This is a genomic window from Streptomyces sp. NBC_00234, from assembly GCF_036195325.1.
Lineage (GTDB): Bacteria > Actinomycetota > Actinomycetes > Streptomycetales > Streptomycetaceae > Streptomyces.
Window position 1 is genome coordinate 523,420 of sequence record NZ_CP108101.1, and the last position, 19,960, is coordinate 543,379.

Below are 19,960 nucleotides of genomic sequence, written 5' to 3' on the forward strand. Positions count from 1 at the left end.
GAACCTGCGCGCGGCTCTGCTCCAACCAGCCGAGAGCGGTAAGCGGGCGACGCCGCAACGAGAGGGCCTAGGTGACCGGCCGGCCCTCCCGCAGTTCGAGCCGTTCGCCGGTGAACCGGCCGCGGAAGCTGCGGTCGTGGGAGACCACGACGACGGCTCCCCGGTACGCGGCGAGGGCCGCTTCCAGCTCCTCGACGAGCGTGAGCGCGATGTGGTTCGTCGGCTCGTCCAGGACCAGCAGGTCGGCGGGCCTGGTCACGAGGCGGGCGAGGGCGAGCCTGCGCTGCTGCCCGACGGAGAGGGCGGCGACGGAGACGTGCAGGTCATCCGCGCGGAACAGACCGAGAGCGAGCAGGTCCTCCTCGTACTCCTCGGGCAGTCCCGGCCGGCCCGCGGCGAACGTCGAGAGGAGGGAGCGGCGGGTCAGCCTGGCGGGGAGTTCCTGCGGCAGGTAGCCGATCCTGGCCCTGCGCCGGACCGTGCCCGTGTCCGGTGCCAGGTCCCCGGCGAGCACCCGCAGCAGCGTGGTCTTGCCCGCGCCGTTGGGGCCGGTGACCAGGAGTCGCCGACCCGCCGTGACGCGCAGGAACGGCAGGTCGAGGCGGTCGCCGACGGCGACGGATTCGAGTTCGGCGACCGGGGCCGGTTCGCCCGGGGACTCCGTGTCCGTGCCGCCGGCGAGGACGGGCTCGCCCGTGAAGACCAGGGGCCTCGGCGGGGCGGGCACGGGATCGGCGAGCAGCGCGTCGAGCCTGGTCCTGGCCGCCCTGACCTGCCCGGACAACTTGGCCTCGTGGGACCGGCGGTGCTTGCCGAAGCCCTCCCCGGGGTCACGGCCGCTTCCGTTGAGACGCCGTCCCGCCGCGCCGACGAGCTCTTCCGTACGGGCGACGTCGGCCAGCCACTCCTGGTGCTCCTGGACCCGCCGTCGGCGGTCGGCGGCCTTCGCAGTGCGGTAGGCGGCCCAGCCGTCCCCGTACCGGGCGACGCCGCGCAGGTCCCTGTCGACCTCCAGGATCACGGTGGTGATCCGCTCCAGGAACGCCCGGTCGTGGGTGATGACGACGAGGGTGCCGCGGTGGGCGAGGAGATGGTCCTCCAGCCAGCCGACGGCACTGCTGTCGAGGTGGTTGGTGGGCTCGTCGAGCAGCAGCAGTTCGGGGGCGGCGGCCAGCACGCACGCGAGTGCCAGCCTGGACTGTTCACCGCCGGAGAGGGTGCCCAGCGCACGCTCGCGGCCGAGATGGACGAGGCCGAGACCGTGCAGGGCCGCGTCGACCCTGGAATCCGCCCGGTATCCGTCGCGCTGCTCGTACGCGGCGAGCAGGTCCCCGTACGCTTCGAGCTCGGCTTCCGTGGGCTCCTGCGCGGACAGCGCGGCTTCCGCCTCACTGATCCGGCGCTCCAGCTCGCGCAGTTCGGCGAGCGCCGCGTCGATCGCGTCCCGCACGGTGTCGCGGGGGCCGAGGCCGAGGGTCTGGGGCAGGGTCTGGGCGAGGTAGCCGACGGAGCCGGGGAACCGGACGGCGAGTTCCCCGCTGTCGGGGGTCTCCTTCCCCGCGATCAGCCTGAGCAGGGTGGATTTGCCGGAACCGTTCTCCCCGATGACACCGGCCTTCTCTCCGGGGCGGACGGTGAGCGAGACCCCGTCGAGGACGGACCGGTCCCCGTAGCTCTTGGAGACGTCCTTCAAGGTCAGCTGACCACGGTCGCGGGTGGGGTGCTCGGGCGCGGTGGGGTGCTTGGGTGACATGGGTTCTTTCCCTGGGTGACTGCGGGGCGGTGATGCCGGAGGGCAGGAAGGAGCGCACGCCCTCATGACCGGCGGGTCATGGCGCGACGCACGGCGTCGCGTCGGCGGCGTCCTGGCCGGGAGTCAGCGAAAGAAGTAGTACGAACCCATGGGGCCATCCTATCCGCATGTGCGTCCGCGCCTCCGCGGGCCGCTCTGCGGGCTCCGCGCACAGGATTCCGTACGCACGGTGAACACCTGGTCGGCACAGGGGAGTTCATTGATCCACACCCGTGCGGCAGGGTTAGGTTGTGGGAGTCACATCGGGACGGCACCGGGAGAGAGAGTCCAGTGAGCAGCGACGCACCGCACAGCGGGACCGCCGAGCAGATCATGCAGCGCATCGACACGACCCGCCCCCACACGGCCAGGATCTGGAACTACTGGACGGGCGGCAAGGACAACTATCCCGTCGACCGCGAGGCGGGGGACCAGATCCGCAAGCTGCACCCCGGCATCGGTGACTACGCGCGTGCCGACCGGCTCTTCCTCGGCCGTGCGGTGCGCCACCTGACGGCCGAGGCGGGAATCCGGCAGTTCCTGGACATAGGTACGGGCCTGCCGAGCGCGGAGAACACGCACGAGGTGGCCCAGCGGGTGGCACCCGAGTCCCGCGTCGTCTACGTGGACAACGACCCGCTCGTGCTCGCGCACGCCAGGGCGCTGCTCACCAGCAGCCCCGAAGGGGCGACCGACTATCTGGACGCCGATCTGCGCGATGTCGACGCGATCCTCGACCGGGCGTCGCGAACGCTGGATCTCACCCGGCCGGTGGCGCTCATGCTGCTCGGGGTGGTCATCTTCATCGAGGACGACGAGGAGTCCTACGCGGTGGTCCGCCGCCTCCTGGACGCGCTGCCGGCCGGGAGCCATCTGGTGCTCTCGCACACCGTGACCAGCCCGTCGATGCCCGACGTGGACGCCGCGGTGGCGTTCTGGAACGAGCACGGCACGCCCCGGCTGACCCAGCGGACACCGGAGGCCGTCGCCCGCTACTTCGACGGACTGGACCTCCTGGAGCCCGGAGTGGTCTCGTGCTCGCGGTGGCGCCCGGCCGAGGAAGCCGGCCCGGCGCCCGCGGAGGTCGCGATGTTCGGAGCGGTGGGCCGCAAGGGCTGACACCGCCGGTCTCACTGCTGGGCGAACCGGACCAGTTCGAGGGCCTGTTGGGGGAACCAGGCGCCCGCGGCCGGGTCGGTCGTGCCGCGCTCCGGGTCCTGGGGGCCGGCCGTTCCGCGCAGGCACAGTCCGTCCGACTCCCCCGGGGTCTTGATCCAGAGGACGGCGTCGTGGAGCGGGTCGGCCGTGCGCGTGGTGGGTCGGGCGCCCAGGCCGCGGTCCGGCGGATTGCACCAGTCCTGGGGGTCGGTGTACTTCCCTGCGGGCGGGGTCCAGGGGCCGCGGCCGTTACGGCTGGAGTCGGTGACGTAGTGCTTCATCAGGGCTGGATCCGTACGGACGTTGGAGTCCAGCCAGGACTGCGCGTCGGCGCGCGGCCACCACTGGTTGGGGCAGGCGGCGCTGTCCCCGCCGTCCTCCACATAGGCGAGGCAGGACGAGATCAGCTTTCCGTACCAGGTGCTCGCCTCGTCGGTCTGGTAGTTGGAGGCGTTGGTGTAAAAGCCGGTCGCCCTGGCCACGCCGCCCGCGACGAGGCGCGGCACGATGCTGTTGACCGAGTGCCAGGCCGGGTGACCGGTGTCGAGGTAGACCTTCGTACGGGCGAGGCTCCCGAAGGTGTCGACCGCGTAGTTGATCTCGGTGTAGCGGGCGGCGGTCTTCGTGCCCTCGGCATCGTCCTGGCCGCAGTCGGCGGGGAGCAGGGCGAGCGAATCGGGTTCCAGGACGATCATCGCGTCGTGGCTGCCGATGCCGCGGGCCACGGCCTCCGTCCAGGCCCGGTATTCGGCGGTCGTGGAGGCGCCGCCGCCCGAGTAGTTGGCGCAGTCGCGGCCCGGAACGTTGTAGAGGGCGAAGACCGGGACGGAGCGCTGCCGGCCCGCCTCCCCCACCACGCGTCGTGCCTCGGCCTCGACCTCCGCGGGAGTCTGGTCGCCGTACCAGACGGCGTGCGGCGTGCGGACCATGGCCAGGATGCCTGCCGCGTCACGCAGTTGACCGTCCCGTACGAGGTCGCGTACCTGCCGGTACGCGTCCGGGTTGGCGTCCGGGGTGTACAGGCGGGTTCCGGAGTCGTCGGCCGGCCGGGTTCCGGCACTGCCGCCCGAGCCGTCCGCTCCGGCGGCCGGAACGGCCAGCAGCAGGGCTGCGGCCAGGGCGAGTGGCATGGCTCTGAGCAGAGTTGCTGTGCTGCGCATGGGTCATCCCTCGGTCACGGCGGGCGCGCGGGCGAACGTGCGGGAGCGCTCCCACGAGGGTCGCGGAGGGGCATGCCTGCGTCAAGACTGCTGCGTCATACGTCATCACGTGAGGACGGAGGGGCGAAGCCCGTAGCGGCTCCCCGGTGAGGGCGGCGGCGCCGGGAACGCTCAGCTGCCGGGGCTCGCCGGGGCGCCGGGGACGCGGATGACGGCGAGTCCGCCGTCCAGGTCCACGGTGGAGTGGGGCGGGGCGCCGTCCTCCTCGTCGTCGCGCATCAGGAGCGCGCTGCGGCGCTCCTTGAGCTCGCTCTGCTTGCCGGGCGAGAAGGTGGCGTGCAACTGCTCGAAGCCCGTCGCCGACACCTGGCCCCTGCGGGCGCTGTTGCGCCATGGCAGCATGCCGGCCCGCCCCGCGCGGAGCAGGATCTGGTCGACGAAGGCGAGCAGGGTGAGCCCGATGACCAGTCCGGGCAACGTCATCAGCACGGCGAATTCCATGGCGCCAGTGTCACCGACGGCCCGGACCCGGCGGAAGCGGGTGTCGCGCACGGGCTCGGGGCCACACGACCGGGAACGTCGAAGCGGGCCGTCGCTCACCTGCGACGGCCCGCACGGCGGGAGGTGGCTCCCGGTGTCAGCCGTTGGGGAGGATCACGGCGCGACCGTTGATCTGGCCGGCGTGGAGCCGCTCGTAGGCGAGCGGCGCCTCGTCGATCGAGTACGTCTCGACGTGGACGTCGACGGCCCCGGCGTGGGCGAGGTCGAGGACTTCGGCGAGCTCCTTGCGCGAGCCCCAGTACGGCGCGGTGACGGTCGCTCCGTACGGCAGCACACCGAAGCCGACCGGGAGGGTGCCGCCACCGATGCCGACGATGGTGACGTCGCCGTCGACGCGGGCGACCGCTCCGGCCGTCTTCACGGTGGGCGGCGCGCCGACGAAGTCGAGGACGACGTGCGCCCCGTTCCCACCGGTCATTTCGAGCACCTTGGCGGCGGCGTGCTCGTCGGACAGGACGGCCTCGTGGGCTCCCACAGTCCTGGCCAGGGCGAGCTTCTCGTCGCTGACGTCGAGCGCGATGACCCGCGCCGAGGTCATGGCGCGGAGGAGCTGGATCGCGACGTGGCCGAGGCCGCCCGTGCCGATGACGACCGCCGTGGCACCGGGCACCAGCTTGGGCATCGAGCGCTGGATCGCGTGGTACGGGGTCAGGCCGGCGTCGGTGAGCGGCACCGTCTTCACCGGGTCGAGGTCGCCGATCGGCACCAGGTGGCGCGGGTTGTCGACGATCATGTACTCGGCCATGGCACCGGGGGCGCCGAGGCCGGGCGGGACGATGCCGAGCTCCTTGGCGCGCAGGCAGTAGTTCTCCTTGCCCTCGGCGCAGTTGACGCACATACCGCAGCCCCAGGGACCGTAGACGGCCACCGAGTCGCCGACCGAGAATCCGCTCACTCCGTCGCCGAGGGCGGCGACGGTGCCGACTCCCTCGTGCCCCAGGGTGAGGGGCAGCGGGAAGGGGAGCTGTTCGGCGGGCCAGCTCATCACGGCGATGTCGGAGTGACACACCCCGGCGGCGGTGACCTTCAGCAGGACCTGCCCCGGGCCCACCTCGGGGTCGGGCACGGTGACGACCTCGGGAGCGGCACCGACGGTGCGGTACTGAACGGCTTTCATGGGGTTCTCCTCAGTCTTTCCTTTTACTCATTGCTCGCCCCCCGGCCCCCGTTCGCCACTCGGGGCGGTCATGCGGCGGAGTAGCCGCCGTCCACGAGGTGGTAGCTGCCGTGGATGAACGACGCGCGGTCGGAGAGCAGGAAGGCGGCGAGTTCGGCCACTTCCTCGGCCGTGCCGAGCCGTCCGGCCGGGTGCAGCGAGATGAGGTGCTCGCGGGCCGGTCCCTCGGTGTTGCGCAGCAGCGGGGTGTCGATGAAGCCGGGGCCGACCGCGTTGATCCGGACGTTCTGGGCGGCGTATTCGAGGGCCGCCGACTTGGTGAGGCCGACGACGCCGTGCTTGGCGGCGACGTAGGCAGGCGATCCCGCGAAGCCGTTGGTGCCGAGGATCGACGCCATGTTGACGATGGCGCCGCCGCCCGCGGCGACGATCGCGGGGAGCTCGTAGCGCAGCGAGTGGAAGACACCGCTGAGGTTGGTCGCGACGACCCGGTTCCAGTCCTCGATCGCGTACTCGCCGGTGGGGGCGGACGGGCCGCCGATGCCCGCGTTGTTCACGGCGAGGTGCAGGGCGCCGAACGTCTCGACGGCGAAGCGCACACCGGCTTCGACGGAGGCGGGGTCGGTCACGTCCATGGCGACGGCCGCGGCCTTGGCGCCGGCGGCTTCCAGTTCCGCAGCTGCCTTACGGGCGCTTTCCTCGTCGTAGTCGGCGATGACCACGGCCGCGCCGCCGGCGGCCAGTCGCCCGGCCAGCGCGAGGCCGATGCCGGAGGCGCCACCGGTGACGAGGGCCGTGCGGCCCGCGAACTCGGCTTCGGCGACGGTGGGGGTGTCGGTGCTCATGAGATGTCGTTTCCTTCCGTGGTGCTGTGGTGCTGCTCCGCCCCGGCCGGCTGCCTCGTGAGCAGATCGCCGGCGAGGGCGTCGAATGCCTGGACGACCAGGACGGGCAGATCGGCGGGAGCGCCGCCGCGCACCCAGGCGGCCTGGGCGGCGAGGAGCGCTCCCGCCCCGGCCGCGACCGTGACGGCGGGACGGATGTCCTGCCGAGGGTCGACGCCCATCCGGTCGGCGATGATGGCGACCGACTCCTCCTGGGCGTCCACCCGGATGTGGTGGAACGCCGCGTAGAGGGTCGGCTCCTCCTCGGCCACGACCAGCAGGTCGAAGATCCGGGGACGGCGGTGCCAGGGTTCGGCGGTGGTGTCGCCGAGCCAGTCGAGGACCGCGCGCCGGTAGGCGGTGAGCGGGGGTTCCTCGGCGGGTCGGGCTCGCAGGGCGTCGTTGATCCGGCCCCCGTCGCCTCGCAGCGAGTCGAGGACGGCGACTTCCTTGCTCGCGAAGTACCGGCTGAAGGTGCGCCGGTCGACGTCCGCGCGTTCCGCGATCTCCTCGACCGTCACGTTCTTCAGGCCCCGGTCGAGTACGAGCTCGAAAGCTGCCTGCGCCAGCGTGTCCCGGGTCCGGCGAGCCTTGCGGCTGCGCCTCTCCGGGGCCTTCCGTTCCGCGTTCATATGTGCACCGTACACCCAAAAATGTCCCGACGCGACAGAAGTCTCGTCGGGACATCCCGAGGTGCGACACGAGCCCTCCGCCCGGATCGAACCGGAGGCCACGAGCGCGATCCGCGACGGAAGCACCTCGGCGCCGCCGCACCCTGACGCACGCCAGGCCACTGACCTGCGCATTCACGAGCACATCGCCACAGTGGCGCCATCGACGACGCAAGCGGCGCCACATATGGCAACGCAGTGGTGCCATTCATGTGCCATGATGGCACCACTGGCAGCGCACCACTCGGCCACGCAGGCCGAAGGGTGCGCGATTCGCGGAGTGAGCCATCAAAGGGGTCGGGTCATGGAGACAACACAGAGCCAGGAGCAGGCGGCCCCGGGCGCCATCACCGCCTTCGCCCGCTTCGTGCTCTGCGGCGGCGGGGTGGGGCTCGCCTCCAGCTTCGCCGTGGTGGCCCTCGCCTCCTGGATTCCCTGGGTCCTGGCCAACGCCCTGATCACCGTGGTCTCCACGCTCCTGGCCACCGAGCTGCACGCCCGCTTCACCTTCGGCGCGGGCGGACGCGCGACCTGGCGCCAGCACACGCAGTCGGCCGGGTCCGCGGCAGCTGCCTACGCGGTGACCTGCGTGGCGATGTTCGTCCTGCAGCACCTGGTGGCAGGGCCCGGTGCGGTGCTGGAGCAGGTCGTCTACCTGTCCGCCTCCGCGCTCGCCGGAATCGCCCGGTTCGCGGTGCTGCGCCTCGTCGTCTTCGCGCGGAACCACGCGCAGGGCGCTGCCACCCGCACCACCCCGCCCGTGCCCACGACGGTGGCCCGCACCTCGGCCCCGGCCGAGGCCGCGGCGCTCTGCCGCGCCGCCTGACCGGCTCCGGACCTTCTCGGGGCCGGGCCCACGGCCTAGGGAGTGTCCGCGGTCAGCAGCCCGTTCGCACGCGGCAGTTCGGGCTGCCGCGTGCGGTGCACGGTCGCCCCACGGAGGGCGAGCACCGCTATGTCGTCGCGGCGGACCCCGCCGGTGAACGCTTCGAGGTCGGTGCGGAGCGCGTCCAGGACCTCGCGGGGGCCCCAGCGCACCCAGCGGTCCAGACGTTCGTCCAGCGGGTAGAAGGCGCCCGACGCGTCGCGCGCCTCGGTGACGCCGTCCGTGCACACCAGCAGGGTGGCGCCGGACGGAAAGTCGAACCACTCGGCGGTCCGTACCTCGGGGCTGAGTTCCGCCATGCCGAGCGGCACGGAGGTCCGCCGGAGCCGGACGACGCGGGCCTCCCCGTCGTGGAGCATCCGCGGCGCGATGTGACCGCAGTTGACGGCCTCCACCCGGCCGTCGGAGTCGAAGCCGAGGATCAGGGCCGTCACGAAGCGTTCGGTCTCACCGGCCTGGGCGGAGGTGGCGTTGTGCCGGACGACCGCGTCCTCCAGTGCGTCGGCGACCCCGGTGAGCGCCGGCTCGCGGAAGGCGGCTTCGCGGAAGGCGCCGAGGGCGGCGAGGCCCGCTCCCATCGCGGCCAGGCCCTTGCCCTGCACATCGCCGATGATGACCCGGGTGCCGTGCGGCGACTCGACGACCTCGTAGATGTCTCCGCCGACGAGACGATCCTCCTCGATGGGCTCGTAGAGTCCATGGGCGAAGACCTGGTCGGTCAGGACGGGCAGCGGGCGCAGGATCTGCCGCTGGAGCGCTCCGGCGGCGGTCCGCAGCCTCGCGAGCTCGACGGCGTGGCGGATGCGCATGGCGCAGGACCCCACACCGAGGCCGCAGGCGAGCACGGAGAATCCGATGCTGAGCGCAAGAGCCCAGAAGGTGTCGCCGATCAGGAGACGGGAGACGACGATGACAGCCGTGACCCAGAGGGCGACCGACACGGTCTGACGGACCGTGCAGAAGACCGAGGCGAGTGCGGGGGCGACCACCAGCAGCGGAATGACCTGGAGGTCGGCGCCTATGAGGTAGTCGAGGACCACGACGAGGACGGTGAACACGGCCACGACGCCGGTCAGCGCGCGGTTCCCGATGCGGGACGCACCGGCTGCCGCCTCCCTCGCGTCCAGTTCCGCCGGCCGGGGCACGCGTCCTGTCGTACGACGCCTGATTCCCGTGGTCACTCGCACCTCTCCCATCTCCTGTCGTCCACTCCGTTTCCACTCGCGGGGCGCCGTCCTCCTCGTCGTCGCGCATCAGGAGCGCGCTGCGGCGCTCCTTGAGCTCGCTCTGCTTGCCGGGCGAGAAGGTGGCGTGCAACTGCTCGAAGCCCGTCGCCGACACCTGGCCCCTGCGGGCGCTGTTGCGCCATGGCAGCATGCCGGCCCGCCCCGCGCGGAGCAGGATCTGGTCGACGAAGGCGAGCAGGGTGAGCCCGATGACCAGTCCGGGCAACGTCATCAGCACGGCGAATTCCATGGCGCCAGTGTCACCGACGGCCCGGACCCGGCGGAAGCGGGTGTCGCGCACGGGCTCGGGGCCACACGACCGGGAACGTCGAAGCGGGCCGTCGCTCACCTGCGACGGCCCGCACGGCGGGAGGTGGCTCCCGGTGTCAGCCGTTGGGGAGGATCACGGCGCGACCGTTGATCTGGCCGGCGTGGAGCCGCTCGTAGGCGAGCGGCGCCTCGTCGATCGAGTACGTCTCGACGTGGACGTCGACGGCCCCGGCGTGGGCGAGGTCGAGGACTTCGGCGAGCTCCTTGCGCGAGCCCCAGTACGGCGCGGTGACGGTCGCTCCGTACGGCAGCACACCGAAGCCGACCGGGAGGGTGCCGCCACCGATGCCGACGATGGTGACGTCGCCGTCGACGCGGGCGACCGCTCCGGCCGTCTTCACGGTGGGCGGCGCGCCGACGAAGTCGAGGACGACGTGCGCCCCGTTCCCACCGGTCATTTCGAGCACCTTGGCGGCGGCGTGCTCGTCGGACAGGACGGCCTCGTGGGCTCCCACAGTCCTGGCCAGGGCGAGCTTCTCGTCGCTGACGTCGAGCGCGATGACCCGCGCCGAGGTCATGGCGCGGAGGAGCTGGATCGCGACGTGGCCGAGGCCGCCCGTGCCGATGACGACCGCCGTGGCACCGGGCACCAGCTTGGGCATCGAGCGCTGGATCGCGTGGTACGGGGTCAGGCCGGCGTCGGTGAGCGGCACCGTCTTCACCGGGTCGAGGTCGCCGATCGGCACCAGGTGGCGCGGGTTGTCGACGATCATGTACTCGGCCATGGCACCGGGGGCGCCGAGGCCGGGCGGGACGATGCCGAGCTCCTTGGCGCGCAGGCAGTAGTTCTCCTTGCCCTCGGCGCAGTTGACGCACATACCGCAGCCCCAGGGACCGTAGACGGCCACCGAGTCGCCGACCGAGAATCCGCTCACTCCGTCGCCGAGGGCGGCGACGGTGCCGACTCCCTCGTGCCCCAGGGTGAGGGGCAGCGGGAAGGGGAGCTGTTCGGCGGGCCAGCTCATCACGGCGATGTCGGAGTGACACACCCCGGCGGCGGTGACCTTCAGCAGGACCTGCCCCGGGCCCACCTCGGGGTCGGGCACGGTGACGACCTCGGGAGCGGCACCGACGGTGCGGTACTGAACGGCTTTCATGGGGTTCTCCTCAGTCTTTCCTTTTACTCATTGCTCGCCCCCCGGCCCCCGTTCGCCACTCGGGGCGGTCATGCGGCGGAGTAGCCGCCGTCCACGAGGTGGTAGCTGCCGTGGATGAACGACGCGCGGTCGGAGAGCAGGAAGGCGGCGAGTTCGGCCACTTCCTCGGCCGTGCCGAGCCGTCCGGCCGGGTGCAGCGAGATGAGGTGCTCGCGGGCCGGTCCCTCGGTGTTGCGCAGCAGCGGGGTGTCGATGAAGCCGGGGCCGACCGCGTTGATCCGGACGTTCTGGGCGGCGTATTCGAGGGCCGCCGACTTGGTGAGGCCGACGACGCCGTGCTTGGCGGCGACGTAGGCAGGCGATCCCGCGAAGCCGTTGGTGCCGAGGATCGACGCCATGTTGACGATGGCGCCGCCGCCCGCGGCGACGATCGCGGGGAGCTCGTAGCGCAGCGAGTGGAAGACACCGCTGAGGTTGGTCGCGACGACCCGGTTCCAGTCCTCGATCGCGTACTCGCCGGTGGGGGCGGACGGGCCGCCGATGCCCGCGTTGTTCACGGCGAGGTGCAGGGCGCCGAACGTCTCGACGGCGAAGCGCACACCGGCTTCGACGGAGGCGGGGTCGGTCACGTCCATGGCGACGGCCGCGGCCTTGGCGCCGGCGGCTTCCAGTTCCGCAGCTGCCTTACGGGCGCTTTCCTCGTCGTAGTCGGCGATGACCACGGCCGCGCCGCCGGCGGCCAGTCGCCCGGCCAGCGCGAGGCCGATGCCGGAGGCGCCACCGGTGACGAGGGCCGTGCGGCCCGCGAACTCGGCTTCGGCGACGGTGGGGGTGTCGGTGCTCATGAGATGTCGTTTCCTTCCGTGGTGCTGTGGTGCTGCTCCGCCCCGGCCGGCTGCCTCGTGAGCAGATCGCCGGCGAGGGCGTCGAATGCCTGGACGACCAGGACGGGCAGATCGGCGGGAGCGCCGCCGCGCACCCAGGCGGCCTGGGCGGCGAGGAGCGCTCCCGCCCCGGCCGCGACCGTGACGGCGGGACGGATGTCCTGCCGAGGGTCGACGCCCATCCGGTCGGCGATGATGGCGACCGACTCCTCCTGGGCGTCCACCCGGATGTGGTGGAACGCCGCGTAGAGGGTCGGCTCCTCCTCGGCCACGACCAGCAGGTCGAAGATCCGGGGACGGCGGTGCCAGGGTTCGGCGGTGGTGTCGCCGAGCCAGTCGAGGACCGCGCGCCGGTAGGCGGTGAGCGGGGGTTCCTCGGCGGGTCGGGCTCGCAGGGCGTCGTTGATCCGGCCCCCGTCGCCTCGCAGCGAGTCGAGGACGGCGACTTCCTTGCTCGCGAAGTACCGGCTGAAGGTGCGCCGGTCGACGTCCGCGCGTTCCGCGATCTCCTCGACCGTCACGTTCTTCAGGCCCCGGTCGAGTACGAGCTCGAAAGCTGCCTGCGCCAGCGTGTCCCGGGTCCGGCGAGCCTTGCGGCTGCGCCTCTCCGGGGCCTTCCGTTCCGCGTTCATATGTGCACCGTACACCCAAAAATGTCCCGACGCGACAGAAGTCTCGTCGGGACATCCCGAGGTGCGACACGAGCCCTCCGCCCGGATCGAACCGGAGGCCACGAGCGCGATCCGCGACGGAAGCACCTCGGCGCCGCCGCACCCTGACGCACGCCAGGCCACTGACCTGCGCATTCACGAGCACATCGCCACAGTGGCGCCATCGACGACGCAAGCGGCGCCACATATGGCAACGCAGTGGTGCCATTCATGTGCCATGATGGCACCACTGGCAGCGCACCACTCGGCCACGCAGGCCGAAGGGTGCGCGATTCGCGGAGTGAGCCATCAAAGGGGTCGGGTCATGGAGACAACACAGAGCCAGGAGCAGGCGGCCCCGGGCGCCATCACCGCCTTCGCCCGCTTCGTGCTCTGCGGCGGCGGGGTGGGGCTCGCCTCCAGCTTCGCCGTGGTGGCCCTCGCCTCCTGGATTCCCTGGGTCCTGGCCAACGCCCTGATCACCGTGGTCTCCACGCTCCTGGCCACCGAGCTGCACGCCCGCTTCACCTTCGGCGCGGGCGGACGCGCGACCTGGCGCCAGCACACGCAGTCGGCCGGGTCCGCGGCAGCTGCCTACGCGGTGACCTGCGTGGCGATGTTCGTCCTGCAGCACCTGGTGGCAGGGCCCGGTGCGGTGCTGGAGCAGGTCGTCTACCTGTCCGCCTCCGCGCTCGCCGGAATCGCCCGGTTCGCGGTGCTGCGCCTCGTCGTCTTCGCGCGGAACCACGCGCAGGGCGCTGCCACCCGCACCACCCCGCCCGTGCCCACGACGGTGGCCCGCACCTCGGCCCCGGCCGAGGCCGCGGCGCTCTGCCGCGCCGCCTGACCGGCTCCGGACCTTCTCGGGGCCGGGCCCACGGCCTAGGGAGTGTCCGCGGTCAGCAGCCCGTTCGCACGCGGCAGTTCGGGCTGCCGCGTGCGGTGCACGGTCGCCCCACGGAGGGCGAGCACCGCTATGTCGTCGCGGCGGACCCCGCCGGTGAACGCTTCGAGGTCGGTGCGGAGCGCGTCCAGGACCTCGCGGGGGCCCCAGCGCACCCAGCGGTCCAGACGTTCGTCCAGCGGGTAGAAGGCGCCCGACGCGTCGCGCGCCTCGGTGACGCCGTCCGTGCACACCAGCAGGGTGGCGCCGGACGGAAAGTCGAACCACTCGGCGGTCCGTACCTCGGGGCTGAGTTCCGCCATGCCGAGCGGCACGGAGGTCCGCCGGAGCCGGACGACGCGGGCCTCCCCGTCGTGGAGCATCCGCGGCGCGATGTGACCGCAGTTGACGGCCTCCACCCGGCCGTCGGAGTCGAAGCCGAGGATCAGGGCCGTCACGAAGCGTTCGGTCTCACCGGCCTGGGCGGAGGTGGCGTTGTGCCGGACGACCGCGTCCTCCAGTGCGTCGGCGACCCCGGTGAGCGCCGGCTCGCGGAAGGCGGCTTCGCGGAAGGCGCCGAGGGCGGCGAGGCCCGCTCCCATCGCGGCCAGGCCCTTGCCCTGCACATCGCCGATGATGACCCGGGTGCCGTGCGGCGACTCGACGACCTCGTAGATGTCTCCGCCGACGAGACGATCCTCCTCGATGGGCTCGTAGAGTCCATGGGCGAAGACCTGGTCGGTCAGGACGGGCAGCGGGCGCAGGATCTGCCGCTGGAGCGCTCCGGCGGCGGTCCGCAGCCTCGCGAGCTCGACGGCGTGGCGGATGCGCATGGCGCAGGACCCCACACCGAGGCCGCAGGCGAGCACGGAGAATCCGATGCTGAGCGCAAGAGCCCAGAAGGTGTCGCCGATCAGGAGACGGGAGACGACGATGACAGCCGTGACCCAGAGGGCGACCGACACGGTCTGACGGACCGTGCAGAAGACCGAGGCGAGTGCGGGGGCGACCACCAGCAGCGGAATGACCTGGAGGTCGGCGCCTATGAGGTAGTCGAGGACCACGACGAGGACGGTGAACACGGCCACGACGCCGGTCAGCGCGCGGTTCCCGATGCGGGACGCACCGGCTGCCGCCTCCCTCGCGTCCAGTTCCGCCGGCCGGGGCACGCGTCCTGTCGTACGACGCCTGATTCCCGTGGTCACTCGCACCTCTCCCATCTCCTGTCGTCCACTCCGTTTCCACTCGCGGGGCGCCGTCCTCCTCGTCGTCGCGCATCAGGAGCGCGCTGCGGCGCTCCTTGAGCTCGCTCTGCTTGCCGGGCGAGAAGGTGGCGTGCAACTGCTCGAAGCCCGTCGCCGACACCTGGCCCCTGCGGGCGCTGTTGCGCCATGGCAGCATGCCGGCCCGCCCCGCGCGGAGCAGGATCTGGTCGACGAAGGCGAGCAGGGTGAGCCCGATGACCAGTCCGGGCAACGTCATCAGCACGGCGAATTCCATGGCGCCAGTGTCACCGACGGCCCGGACCCGGCGGAAGCGGGTGTCGCGCACGGGCTCGGGGCCACACGACCGGGAACGTCGAAGCGGGCCGTCGCTCACCTGCGACGGCCCGCACGGCGGGAGGTGGCTCCCGGTGTCAGCCGTTGGGGAGGATCACGGCGCGACCGTTGATCTGGCCGGCGTGGAGCCGCTCGTAGGCGAGCGGCGCCTCGTCGATCGAGTACGTCTCGACGTGGACGTCGACGGCCCCGGCGTGGGCGAGGTCGAGGACTTCGGCGAGCTCCTTGCGCGAGCCCCAGTACGGCGCGGTGACGGTCGCTCCGTACGGCAGCACACCGAAGCCGACCGGGAGGGTGCCGCCACCGATGCCGACGATGGTGACGTCGCCGTCGACGCGGGCGACCGCTCCGGCCGTCTTCACGGTGGGCGGCGCGCCGACGAAGTCGAGGACGACGTGCGCCCCGTTCCCACCGGTCATTTCGAGCACCTTGGCGGCGGCGTGCTCGTCGGACAGGACGGCCTCGTGGGCTCCCACAGTCCTGGCCAGGGCGAGCTTCTCGTCGCTGACGTCGAGCGCGATGACCCGCGCCGAGGTCATGGCGCGGAGGAGCTGGATCGCGACGTGGCCGAGGCCGCCCGTGCCGATGACGACCGCCGTGGCACCGGGCACCAGCTTGGGCATCGAGCGCTGGATCGCGTGGTACGGGGTCAGGCCGGCGTCGGTGAGCGGCACCGTCTTCACCGGGTCGAGGTCGCCGATCGGCACCAGGTGGCGCGGGTTGTCGACGATCATGTACTCGGCCATGGCACCGGGGGCGCCGAGGCCGGGCGGGACGATGCCGAGCTCCTTGGCGCGCAGGCAGTAGTTCTCCTTGCCCTCGGCGCAGTTGACGCACATACCGCAGCCCCAGGGACCGTAGACGGCCACCGAGTCGCCGACCGAGAATCCGCTCACTCCGTCGCCGAGGGCGGCGACGGTGCCGACTCCCTCGTGCCCCAGGGTGAGGGGCAGCGGGAAGGGGAGCTGTTCGGCGGGCCAGCTCATCACGGCGATGTCGGAGTGACACACCCCGGCGGCGGTGACCTTCAGCAGGACCTGCCCCGGGCCCACCTCGGGGTCGGGCACGGTGACGACCTCGGGAGCGGCACCGACGGTGCGGTACTGAACGGCTTTCATGGGGTTCTCCTCAGTCTTTCCTTTTACTCATTGCTCGCCCCCCGGCCCCCGTTCGCCACTCGGGGCGGTCATGCGGCGGAGTAGCCGCCGTCCACGAGGTGGTAGCTGCCGTGGATGAACGACGCGCGGTCGGAGAGCAGGAAGGCGGCGAGTTCGGCCACTTCCTCGGCCGTGCCGAGCCGTCCGGCCGGGTGCAGCGAGATGAGGTGCTCGCGGGCCGGTCCCTCGGTGTTGCGCAGCAGCGGGGTGTCGATGAAGCCGGGGCCGACCGCGTTGATCCGGACGTTCTGGGCGGCGTATTCGAGGGCCGCCGACTTGGTGAGGCCGACGACGCCGTGCTTGGCGGCGACGTAGGCAGGCGATCCCGCGAAGCCGTTGGTGCCGAGGATCGACGCCATGTTGACGATGGCGCCGCCGCCCGCGGCGACGATCGCGGGGAGCTCGTAGCGCAGCGAGTGGAAGACACCGCTGAGGTTGGTCGCGACGACCCGGTTCCAGTCCTCGATCGCGTACTCGCCGGTGGGGGCGGACGGGCCGCCGATGCCCGCGTTGTTCACGGCGAGGTGCAGGGCGCCGAACGTCTCGACGGCGAAGCGCACACCGGCTTCGACGGAGGCGGGGTCGGTCACGTCCATGGCGACGGCCGCGGCCTTGGCGCCGGCGGCTTCCAGTTCCGCAGCTGCCTTACGGGCGCTTTCCTCGTCGTAGTCGGCGATGACCACGGCCGCGCCGCCGGCGGCCAGTCGCCCGGCCAGCGCGAGGCCGATGCCGGAGGCGCCACCGGTGACGAGGGCCGTGCGGCCCGCGAACTCGGCTTCGGCGACGGTGGGGGTGTCGGTGCTCATGAGATGTCGTTTCCTTCCGTGGTGCTGTGGTGCTGCTCCGCCCCGGCCGGCTGCCTCGTGAGCAGATCGCCGGCGAGGGCGTCGAATGCCTGGACGACCAGGACGGGCAGATCGGCGGGAGCGCCGCCGCGCACCCAGGCGGCCTGGGCGGCGAGGAGCGCTCCCGCCCCGGCCGCGACCGTGACGGCGGGACGGATGTCCTGCCGAGGGTCGACGCCCATCCGGTCGGCGATGATGGCGACCGACTCCTCCTGGGCGTCCACCCGGATGTGGTGGAACGCCGCGTAGAGGGTCGGCTCCTCCTCGGCCACGACCAGCAGGTCGAAGATCCGGGGACGGCGGTGCCAGGGTTCGGCGGTGGTGTCGCCGAGCCAGTCGAGGACCGCGCGCCGGTAGGCGGTGAGCGGGGGTTCCTCGGCGGGTCGGGCTCGCAGGGCGTCGTTGATCCGGCCCCCGTCGCCTCGCAGCGAGTCGAGGACGGCGACTTCCTTGCTCGCGAAGTACCGGCTGAAGGTGCGCCGGTCGACGTCCGCGCGTTCCGCGATCTCCTCGACCGTCACGTTCTTCAGGCCCCGGTCGAGTACGAGCTCGAAAGCTGCCTGCGCCAGCGTGTCCCGGGTCCGGCGAGCCTTGCGGCTGCGCCTCTCCGGGGCCTTCCGTTCCGCGTTCATATGTGCACCGTACACCCAAAAATGTCCCGACGCGACAGAAGTCTCGTCGGGACATCCCGAGGTGCGACACGAGCCCTCCGCCCGGATCGAACCGGAGGCCACGAGCGCGATCCGCGACGGAAGCACCTCGGCGCCGCCGCACCCTGACGCACGCCAGGCCACTGACCTGCGCATTCACGAGCACATCGCCACAGTGGCGCCATCGACGACGCAAGCGGCGCCACATATGGCAACGCAGTGGTGCCATTCATGTGCCATGATGGCACCACTGGCAGCGCACCACTCGGCCACGCAGGCCGAAGGGTGCGCGATTCGCGGAGTGAGCCATCAAAGGGGTCGGGTCATGGAGACAACACAGAGCCAGGAGCAGGCGGCCCCGGGCGCCATCACCGCCTTCGCCCGCTTCGTGCTCTGCGGCGGCGGGGTGGGGCTCGCCTCCAGCTTCGCCGTGGTGGCCCTCGCCTCCTGGATTCCCTGGGTCCTGGCCAACGCCCTGATCACCGTGGTCTCCACGCTCCTGGCCACCGAGCTGCACGCCCGCTTCACCTTCGGCGCGGGCGGACGCGCGACCTGGCGCCAGCACACGCAGTCGGCCGGGTCCGCGGCAGCTGCCTACGCGGTGACCTGCGTGGCGATGTTCGTCCTGCAGCACCTGGTGGCAGGGCCCGGTGCGGTGCTGGAGCAGGTCGTCTACCTGTCCGCCTCCGCGCTCGCCGGAATCGCCCGGTTCGCGGTGCTGCGCCTCGTCGTCTTCGCGCGGAACCACGCGCAGGGCGCTGCCACCCGCACCACCCCGCCCGTGCCCACGACGGTGGCCCGCACCTCGGCCCCGGCCGAGGCCGCGGCGCTCTGCCGCGCCGCCTGACCGGCTCCGGACCTTCTCGGGGCCGGGCCCACGGCCTAGGGAGTGTCCGCGGTCAGCAGCCCGTTCGCACGCGGCAGTTCGGGCTGCCGCGTGCGGTGCACGGTCGCCCCACGGAGGGCGAGCACCGCTATGTCGTCGCGGCGGACCCCGCCGGTGAACGCTTCGAGGTCGGTGCGGAGCGCGTCCAGGACCTCGCGGGGGCCCCAGCGCACCCAGCGGTCCAGACGTTCGTCCAGCGGGTAGAAGGCGCCCGACGCGTCGCGCGCCTCGGTGACGCCGTCCGTGCACACCAGCAGGGTGGCGCCGGACGGAAAGTCGAACCACTCGGCGGTCCGTACCTCGGGGCTGAGTTCCGCCATGCCGAGCGGCACGGAGGTCCGCCGGAGCCGGACGACGCGGGCCTCCCCGTCGTGGAGCATCCGCGGCGCGATGTGACCGCAGTTGACGGCCTCCACCCGGCCGTCGGAGTCGAAGCCGAGGATCAGGGCCGTCACGAAGCGTTCGGTCTCACCGGCCTGGGCGGAGGTGGCGTTGTGCCGGACGACCGCGTCCTCCAGTGCGTCGGCGACCCCGGTGAGCGCCGGCTCGCGGAAGGCGGCTTCGCGGAAGGCGCCGAGGGCGGCGAGGCCCGCTCCCATCGCGGCCAGGCCCTTGCCCTGCACATCGCCGATGATGACCCGGGTGCCGTGCGGCGACTCGACGACCTCGTAGATGTCTCCGCCGACGAGACGATCCTCCTCGATGGGCTCGTAGAGTCCATGGGCGAAGACCTGGTCGGTCAGGACGGGCAGCGGGCGCAGGATCTGCCGCTGGAGCGCTCCGGCGGCGGTCCGCAGCCTCGCGAGCTCGACGGCGTGGCGGATGCGCATGGCGCAGGACCCCACACCGAGGCCGCAGGCGAGCACGGAGAATCCGATGCTGAGCGCAAGAGCCCAGAAGGTGTCGCCGATCAGGAGACGGGAGACGACGATGACAGCCGTGACCCAGAGGGCGACCGACACGGTCTGACGGACCGTGCAGAAGACCGAGGCGAGTGCGGGGGCGACCACCAGCAGCGGAATGACCTGGAGGTCGGCGCCTATGAGGTAGTCGAGGACCACGACGAGGACGGTGAACACGGCCACGACGCCGGTCAGCGCGCGGTTCCCGATGCGGGACGCACCGGCTGCCGCCTCCCTCGCGTCCAGTTCCGCCGGCCGGGGCACGCGTCCTGTCGTACGACGCCTGATTCCCGTGGTCACTCGCACCTCTCCCATCTCCTGTCGTCCACTCCGTTTCCACTCGCGGGGCGCCGTCCTCCTCGTCGTCGCGCATCAGGAGCGCGCTGCGGCGCTCCTTGAGCTCGCTCTGCTTGCCGGGCGAGAAGGTGGCGTGCAACTGCTCGAAGCCCGTCGCCGACACCTGGCCCCTGCGGGCGCTGTTGCGCCATGGCAGCATGCCGGCCCGCCCCGCGCGGAGCAGGATCTGGTCGACGAAGGCGAGCAGGGTGAGCCCGATGACCAGTCCGGGCAACGTCATCAGCACGGCGAATTCCATGGCGCCAGTGTCACCGACGGCCCGGACCCGGCGGAAGCGGGTGTCGCGCACGGGCTCGGGGCCACAC

19 protein-coding genes and 3 pseudogenes are annotated in these 19,960 nt (G+C 72.0%); 4 read left to right on the forward strand and 18 right to left on the reverse strand.

Annotated elements, in window-relative coordinates; all coding sequences use genetic code 11:
* Positions 1-67: 67 nt before the first annotated feature.
* Positions 68-1,753 (reverse strand): ribosomal protection-like ABC-F family protein, encoded by a 1,686-nt coding sequence (gene abc-f / locus OG230_RS02355; RefSeq protein ID WP_328908454.1) that lies wholly within the window; start codon positions 1,751-1,753, stop codon positions 68-70.
* Positions 1,754-2,125: 372 nt separating this feature from the next.
* On the opposite strand from abc-f, the gene OG230_RS02360 reads away from it, so the two are divergent.
* Positions 2,126-2,911: an SAM-dependent methyltransferase gene (locus OG230_RS02360; protein ID WP_328911271.1), complete on the forward strand. Its 786-nt coding sequence runs from the start codon at positions 2,126-2,128 to the stop codon at positions 2,909-2,911.
* Positions 2,912-2,922: 11 nt separating this feature from the next.
* Here OG230_RS02360 and OG230_RS02365 read toward each other — a convergent pair whose 3' ends face one another.
* The 5 genes from OG230_RS02365 to OG230_RS02385 all read right to left on the reverse strand — a co-directional run bounded on the left by OG230_RS02365 (position 2,923) and on the right by OG230_RS02385 (position 7,304).
* On the reverse strand, positions 2,923-4,110 hold the full coding sequence (locus OG230_RS02365; protein WP_328908455.1) for a glycoside hydrolase family 6 protein: 1,188 nt from the start codon (positions 4,108-4,110) through the stop codon (positions 2,923-2,925).
* 171 nt (positions 4,111-4,281) lie between these two features.
* Complete coding sequence (locus OG230_RS02370; protein WP_328908456.1) at positions 4,282-4,611, reverse strand: DUF6191 domain-containing protein; 330 nt, start codon at positions 4,609-4,611, stop codon at positions 4,282-4,284.
* A gap of 136 nt (positions 4,612-4,747) precedes the next feature.
* Complete coding sequence (locus OG230_RS02375) at positions 4,748-5,788, reverse strand: NAD(P)-dependent alcohol dehydrogenase (protein WP_328908457.1); 1,041 nt, start codon at positions 5,786-5,788, stop codon at positions 4,748-4,750.
* 68 nt (positions 5,789-5,856) lie between these two features.
* Entirely contained in the window at positions 5,857-6,633 is a 777-nt protein-coding gene (locus OG230_RS02380) for an SDR family NAD(P)-dependent oxidoreductase (RefSeq protein WP_328908458.1), read from the reverse strand.
* Positions 6,630-7,304, reverse strand: a complete 675-nt coding sequence (locus tag OG230_RS02385; protein WP_328908459.1) for a TetR family transcriptional regulator — start codon at positions 7,302-7,304, stop codon at positions 6,630-6,632. Before OG230_RS02385 ends, OG230_RS02380 begins: the two co-directional genes overlap by 4 nt.
* Positions 7,305-7,647: 343 nt before the next feature.
* On the opposite strand from OG230_RS02385, the gene OG230_RS02390 reads away from it, so the two are divergent.
* Positions 7,648-8,169 carry a hypothetical protein gene (locus OG230_RS02390; RefSeq protein ID WP_328908460.1) on the forward strand — a complete coding sequence of 174 codons (522 nt, stop codon included), beginning with the start codon at positions 7,648-7,650 and terminating at the stop codon, positions 8,167-8,169.
* Between the two features lie 35 nt (positions 8,170-8,204).
* Here the strand turns inward: OG230_RS02390 and OG230_RS02395 are convergent, their stop codons facing one another.
* The 5 genes and pseudogenes from OG230_RS02395 to OG230_RS02415 all read right to left on the reverse strand — a co-directional run bounded on the left by OG230_RS02395 (position 8,205) and on the right by OG230_RS02415 (position 12,398).
* Positions 8,205-9,410 carry a PP2C family protein-serine/threonine phosphatase gene (locus OG230_RS02395; protein ID WP_328908461.1) on the reverse strand — a complete coding sequence of 402 codons (1,206 nt, stop codon included), beginning with the start codon at positions 9,408-9,410 and terminating at the stop codon, positions 8,205-8,207.
* 43 nt (positions 9,411-9,453) lie between these two features.
* Positions 9,454-9,705: pseudogene (locus OG230_RS02400) on the reverse strand (DUF6191 domain-containing protein); the annotation flags it as partial.
* Between the two features lie 136 nt (positions 9,706-9,841).
* Positions 9,842-10,882, reverse strand: coding sequence for an NAD(P)-dependent alcohol dehydrogenase (locus OG230_RS02405; protein WP_328908457.1), 1,041 nt, complete (start codon positions 10,880-10,882; stop codon positions 9,842-9,844).
* 68 nt (positions 10,883-10,950) lie between these two features.
* Positions 10,951-11,727 carry an SDR family NAD(P)-dependent oxidoreductase gene (locus OG230_RS02410; protein WP_328908458.1) on the reverse strand — a complete coding sequence of 259 codons (777 nt, stop codon included), beginning with the start codon at positions 11,725-11,727 and terminating at the stop codon, positions 10,951-10,953.
* Positions 11,724-12,398 carry a TetR family transcriptional regulator gene (locus tag OG230_RS02415; RefSeq protein WP_328908459.1) on the reverse strand — a complete coding sequence of 225 codons (675 nt, stop codon included), beginning with the start codon at positions 12,396-12,398 and terminating at the stop codon, positions 11,724-11,726. Before OG230_RS02415 ends, OG230_RS02410 begins: the two co-directional genes overlap by 4 nt.
* 343 nt (positions 12,399-12,741) lie before the next feature.
* Between OG230_RS02415 and OG230_RS02420 the strand changes: the two genes are divergently transcribed.
* Positions 12,742-13,263 carry a hypothetical protein gene (locus OG230_RS02420; RefSeq protein WP_328908460.1) on the forward strand — a complete coding sequence of 174 codons (522 nt, stop codon included), beginning with the start codon at positions 12,742-12,744 and terminating at the stop codon, positions 13,261-13,263.
* Positions 13,264-13,298: 35 nt separating this feature from the next.
* On the opposite strand, the gene OG230_RS02425 is transcribed toward OG230_RS02420, so the two are convergent.
* From OG230_RS02425 to OG230_RS02445, 5 genes and pseudogenes are all read right to left on the reverse strand, one after another.
* On the reverse strand, positions 13,299-14,504 hold the full coding sequence (locus OG230_RS02425) for a PP2C family protein-serine/threonine phosphatase (RefSeq protein ID WP_328908461.1): 1,206 nt from the start codon (positions 14,502-14,504) through the stop codon (positions 13,299-13,301).
* Positions 14,505-14,547: 43 nt separating this feature from the next.
* Positions 14,548-14,799 (reverse strand): annotated as a pseudogene (locus tag OG230_RS02430) (DUF6191 domain-containing protein); the annotation flags it as partial.
* A 136-nt stretch (positions 14,800-14,935) separates the two neighbouring features.
* Positions 14,936-15,976, reverse strand: a complete 1,041-nt coding sequence (locus OG230_RS02435) for an NAD(P)-dependent alcohol dehydrogenase (protein ID WP_328908457.1) — start codon at positions 15,974-15,976, stop codon at positions 14,936-14,938.
* 68 nt (positions 15,977-16,044) lie between these two features.
* Entirely contained in the window at positions 16,045-16,821 is a 777-nt protein-coding gene (locus OG230_RS02440; RefSeq protein ID WP_328908458.1) for an SDR family NAD(P)-dependent oxidoreductase, read from the reverse strand.
* On the reverse strand, positions 16,818-17,492 hold the full coding sequence (locus OG230_RS02445) for a TetR family transcriptional regulator (RefSeq protein ID WP_328908459.1): 675 nt from the start codon (positions 17,490-17,492) through the stop codon (positions 16,818-16,820). Before OG230_RS02445 ends, OG230_RS02440 begins: the two co-directional genes overlap by 4 nt.
* A gap of 343 nt (positions 17,493-17,835) precedes the next feature.
* Here OG230_RS02445 and OG230_RS02450 point away from each other — a divergent pair, with 343 nt between their 5' ends.
* Positions 17,836-18,357 (forward strand): hypothetical protein, encoded by a 522-nt coding sequence (locus OG230_RS02450; RefSeq protein WP_328908460.1) that lies wholly within the window; start codon positions 17,836-17,838, stop codon positions 18,355-18,357.
* A gap of 35 nt (positions 18,358-18,392) precedes the next feature.
* Here OG230_RS02450 and OG230_RS02455 read toward each other — a convergent pair whose 3' ends face one another.
* The gene (locus OG230_RS02455; RefSeq protein ID WP_328908461.1) at positions 18,393-19,598 is read right to left on the reverse strand and encodes a PP2C family protein-serine/threonine phosphatase; all 1,206 of its coding nucleotides are present in this window, start codon (positions 19,596-19,598) and stop codon (positions 18,393-18,395) included.
* Between the two features lie 43 nt (positions 19,599-19,641).
* A pseudogene (locus OG230_RS02460) lies at positions 19,642-19,893 on the reverse strand (DUF6191 domain-containing protein); the annotation flags it as partial.
* Between the last annotated feature and the right edge of the window lie 67 nt (positions 19,894-19,960).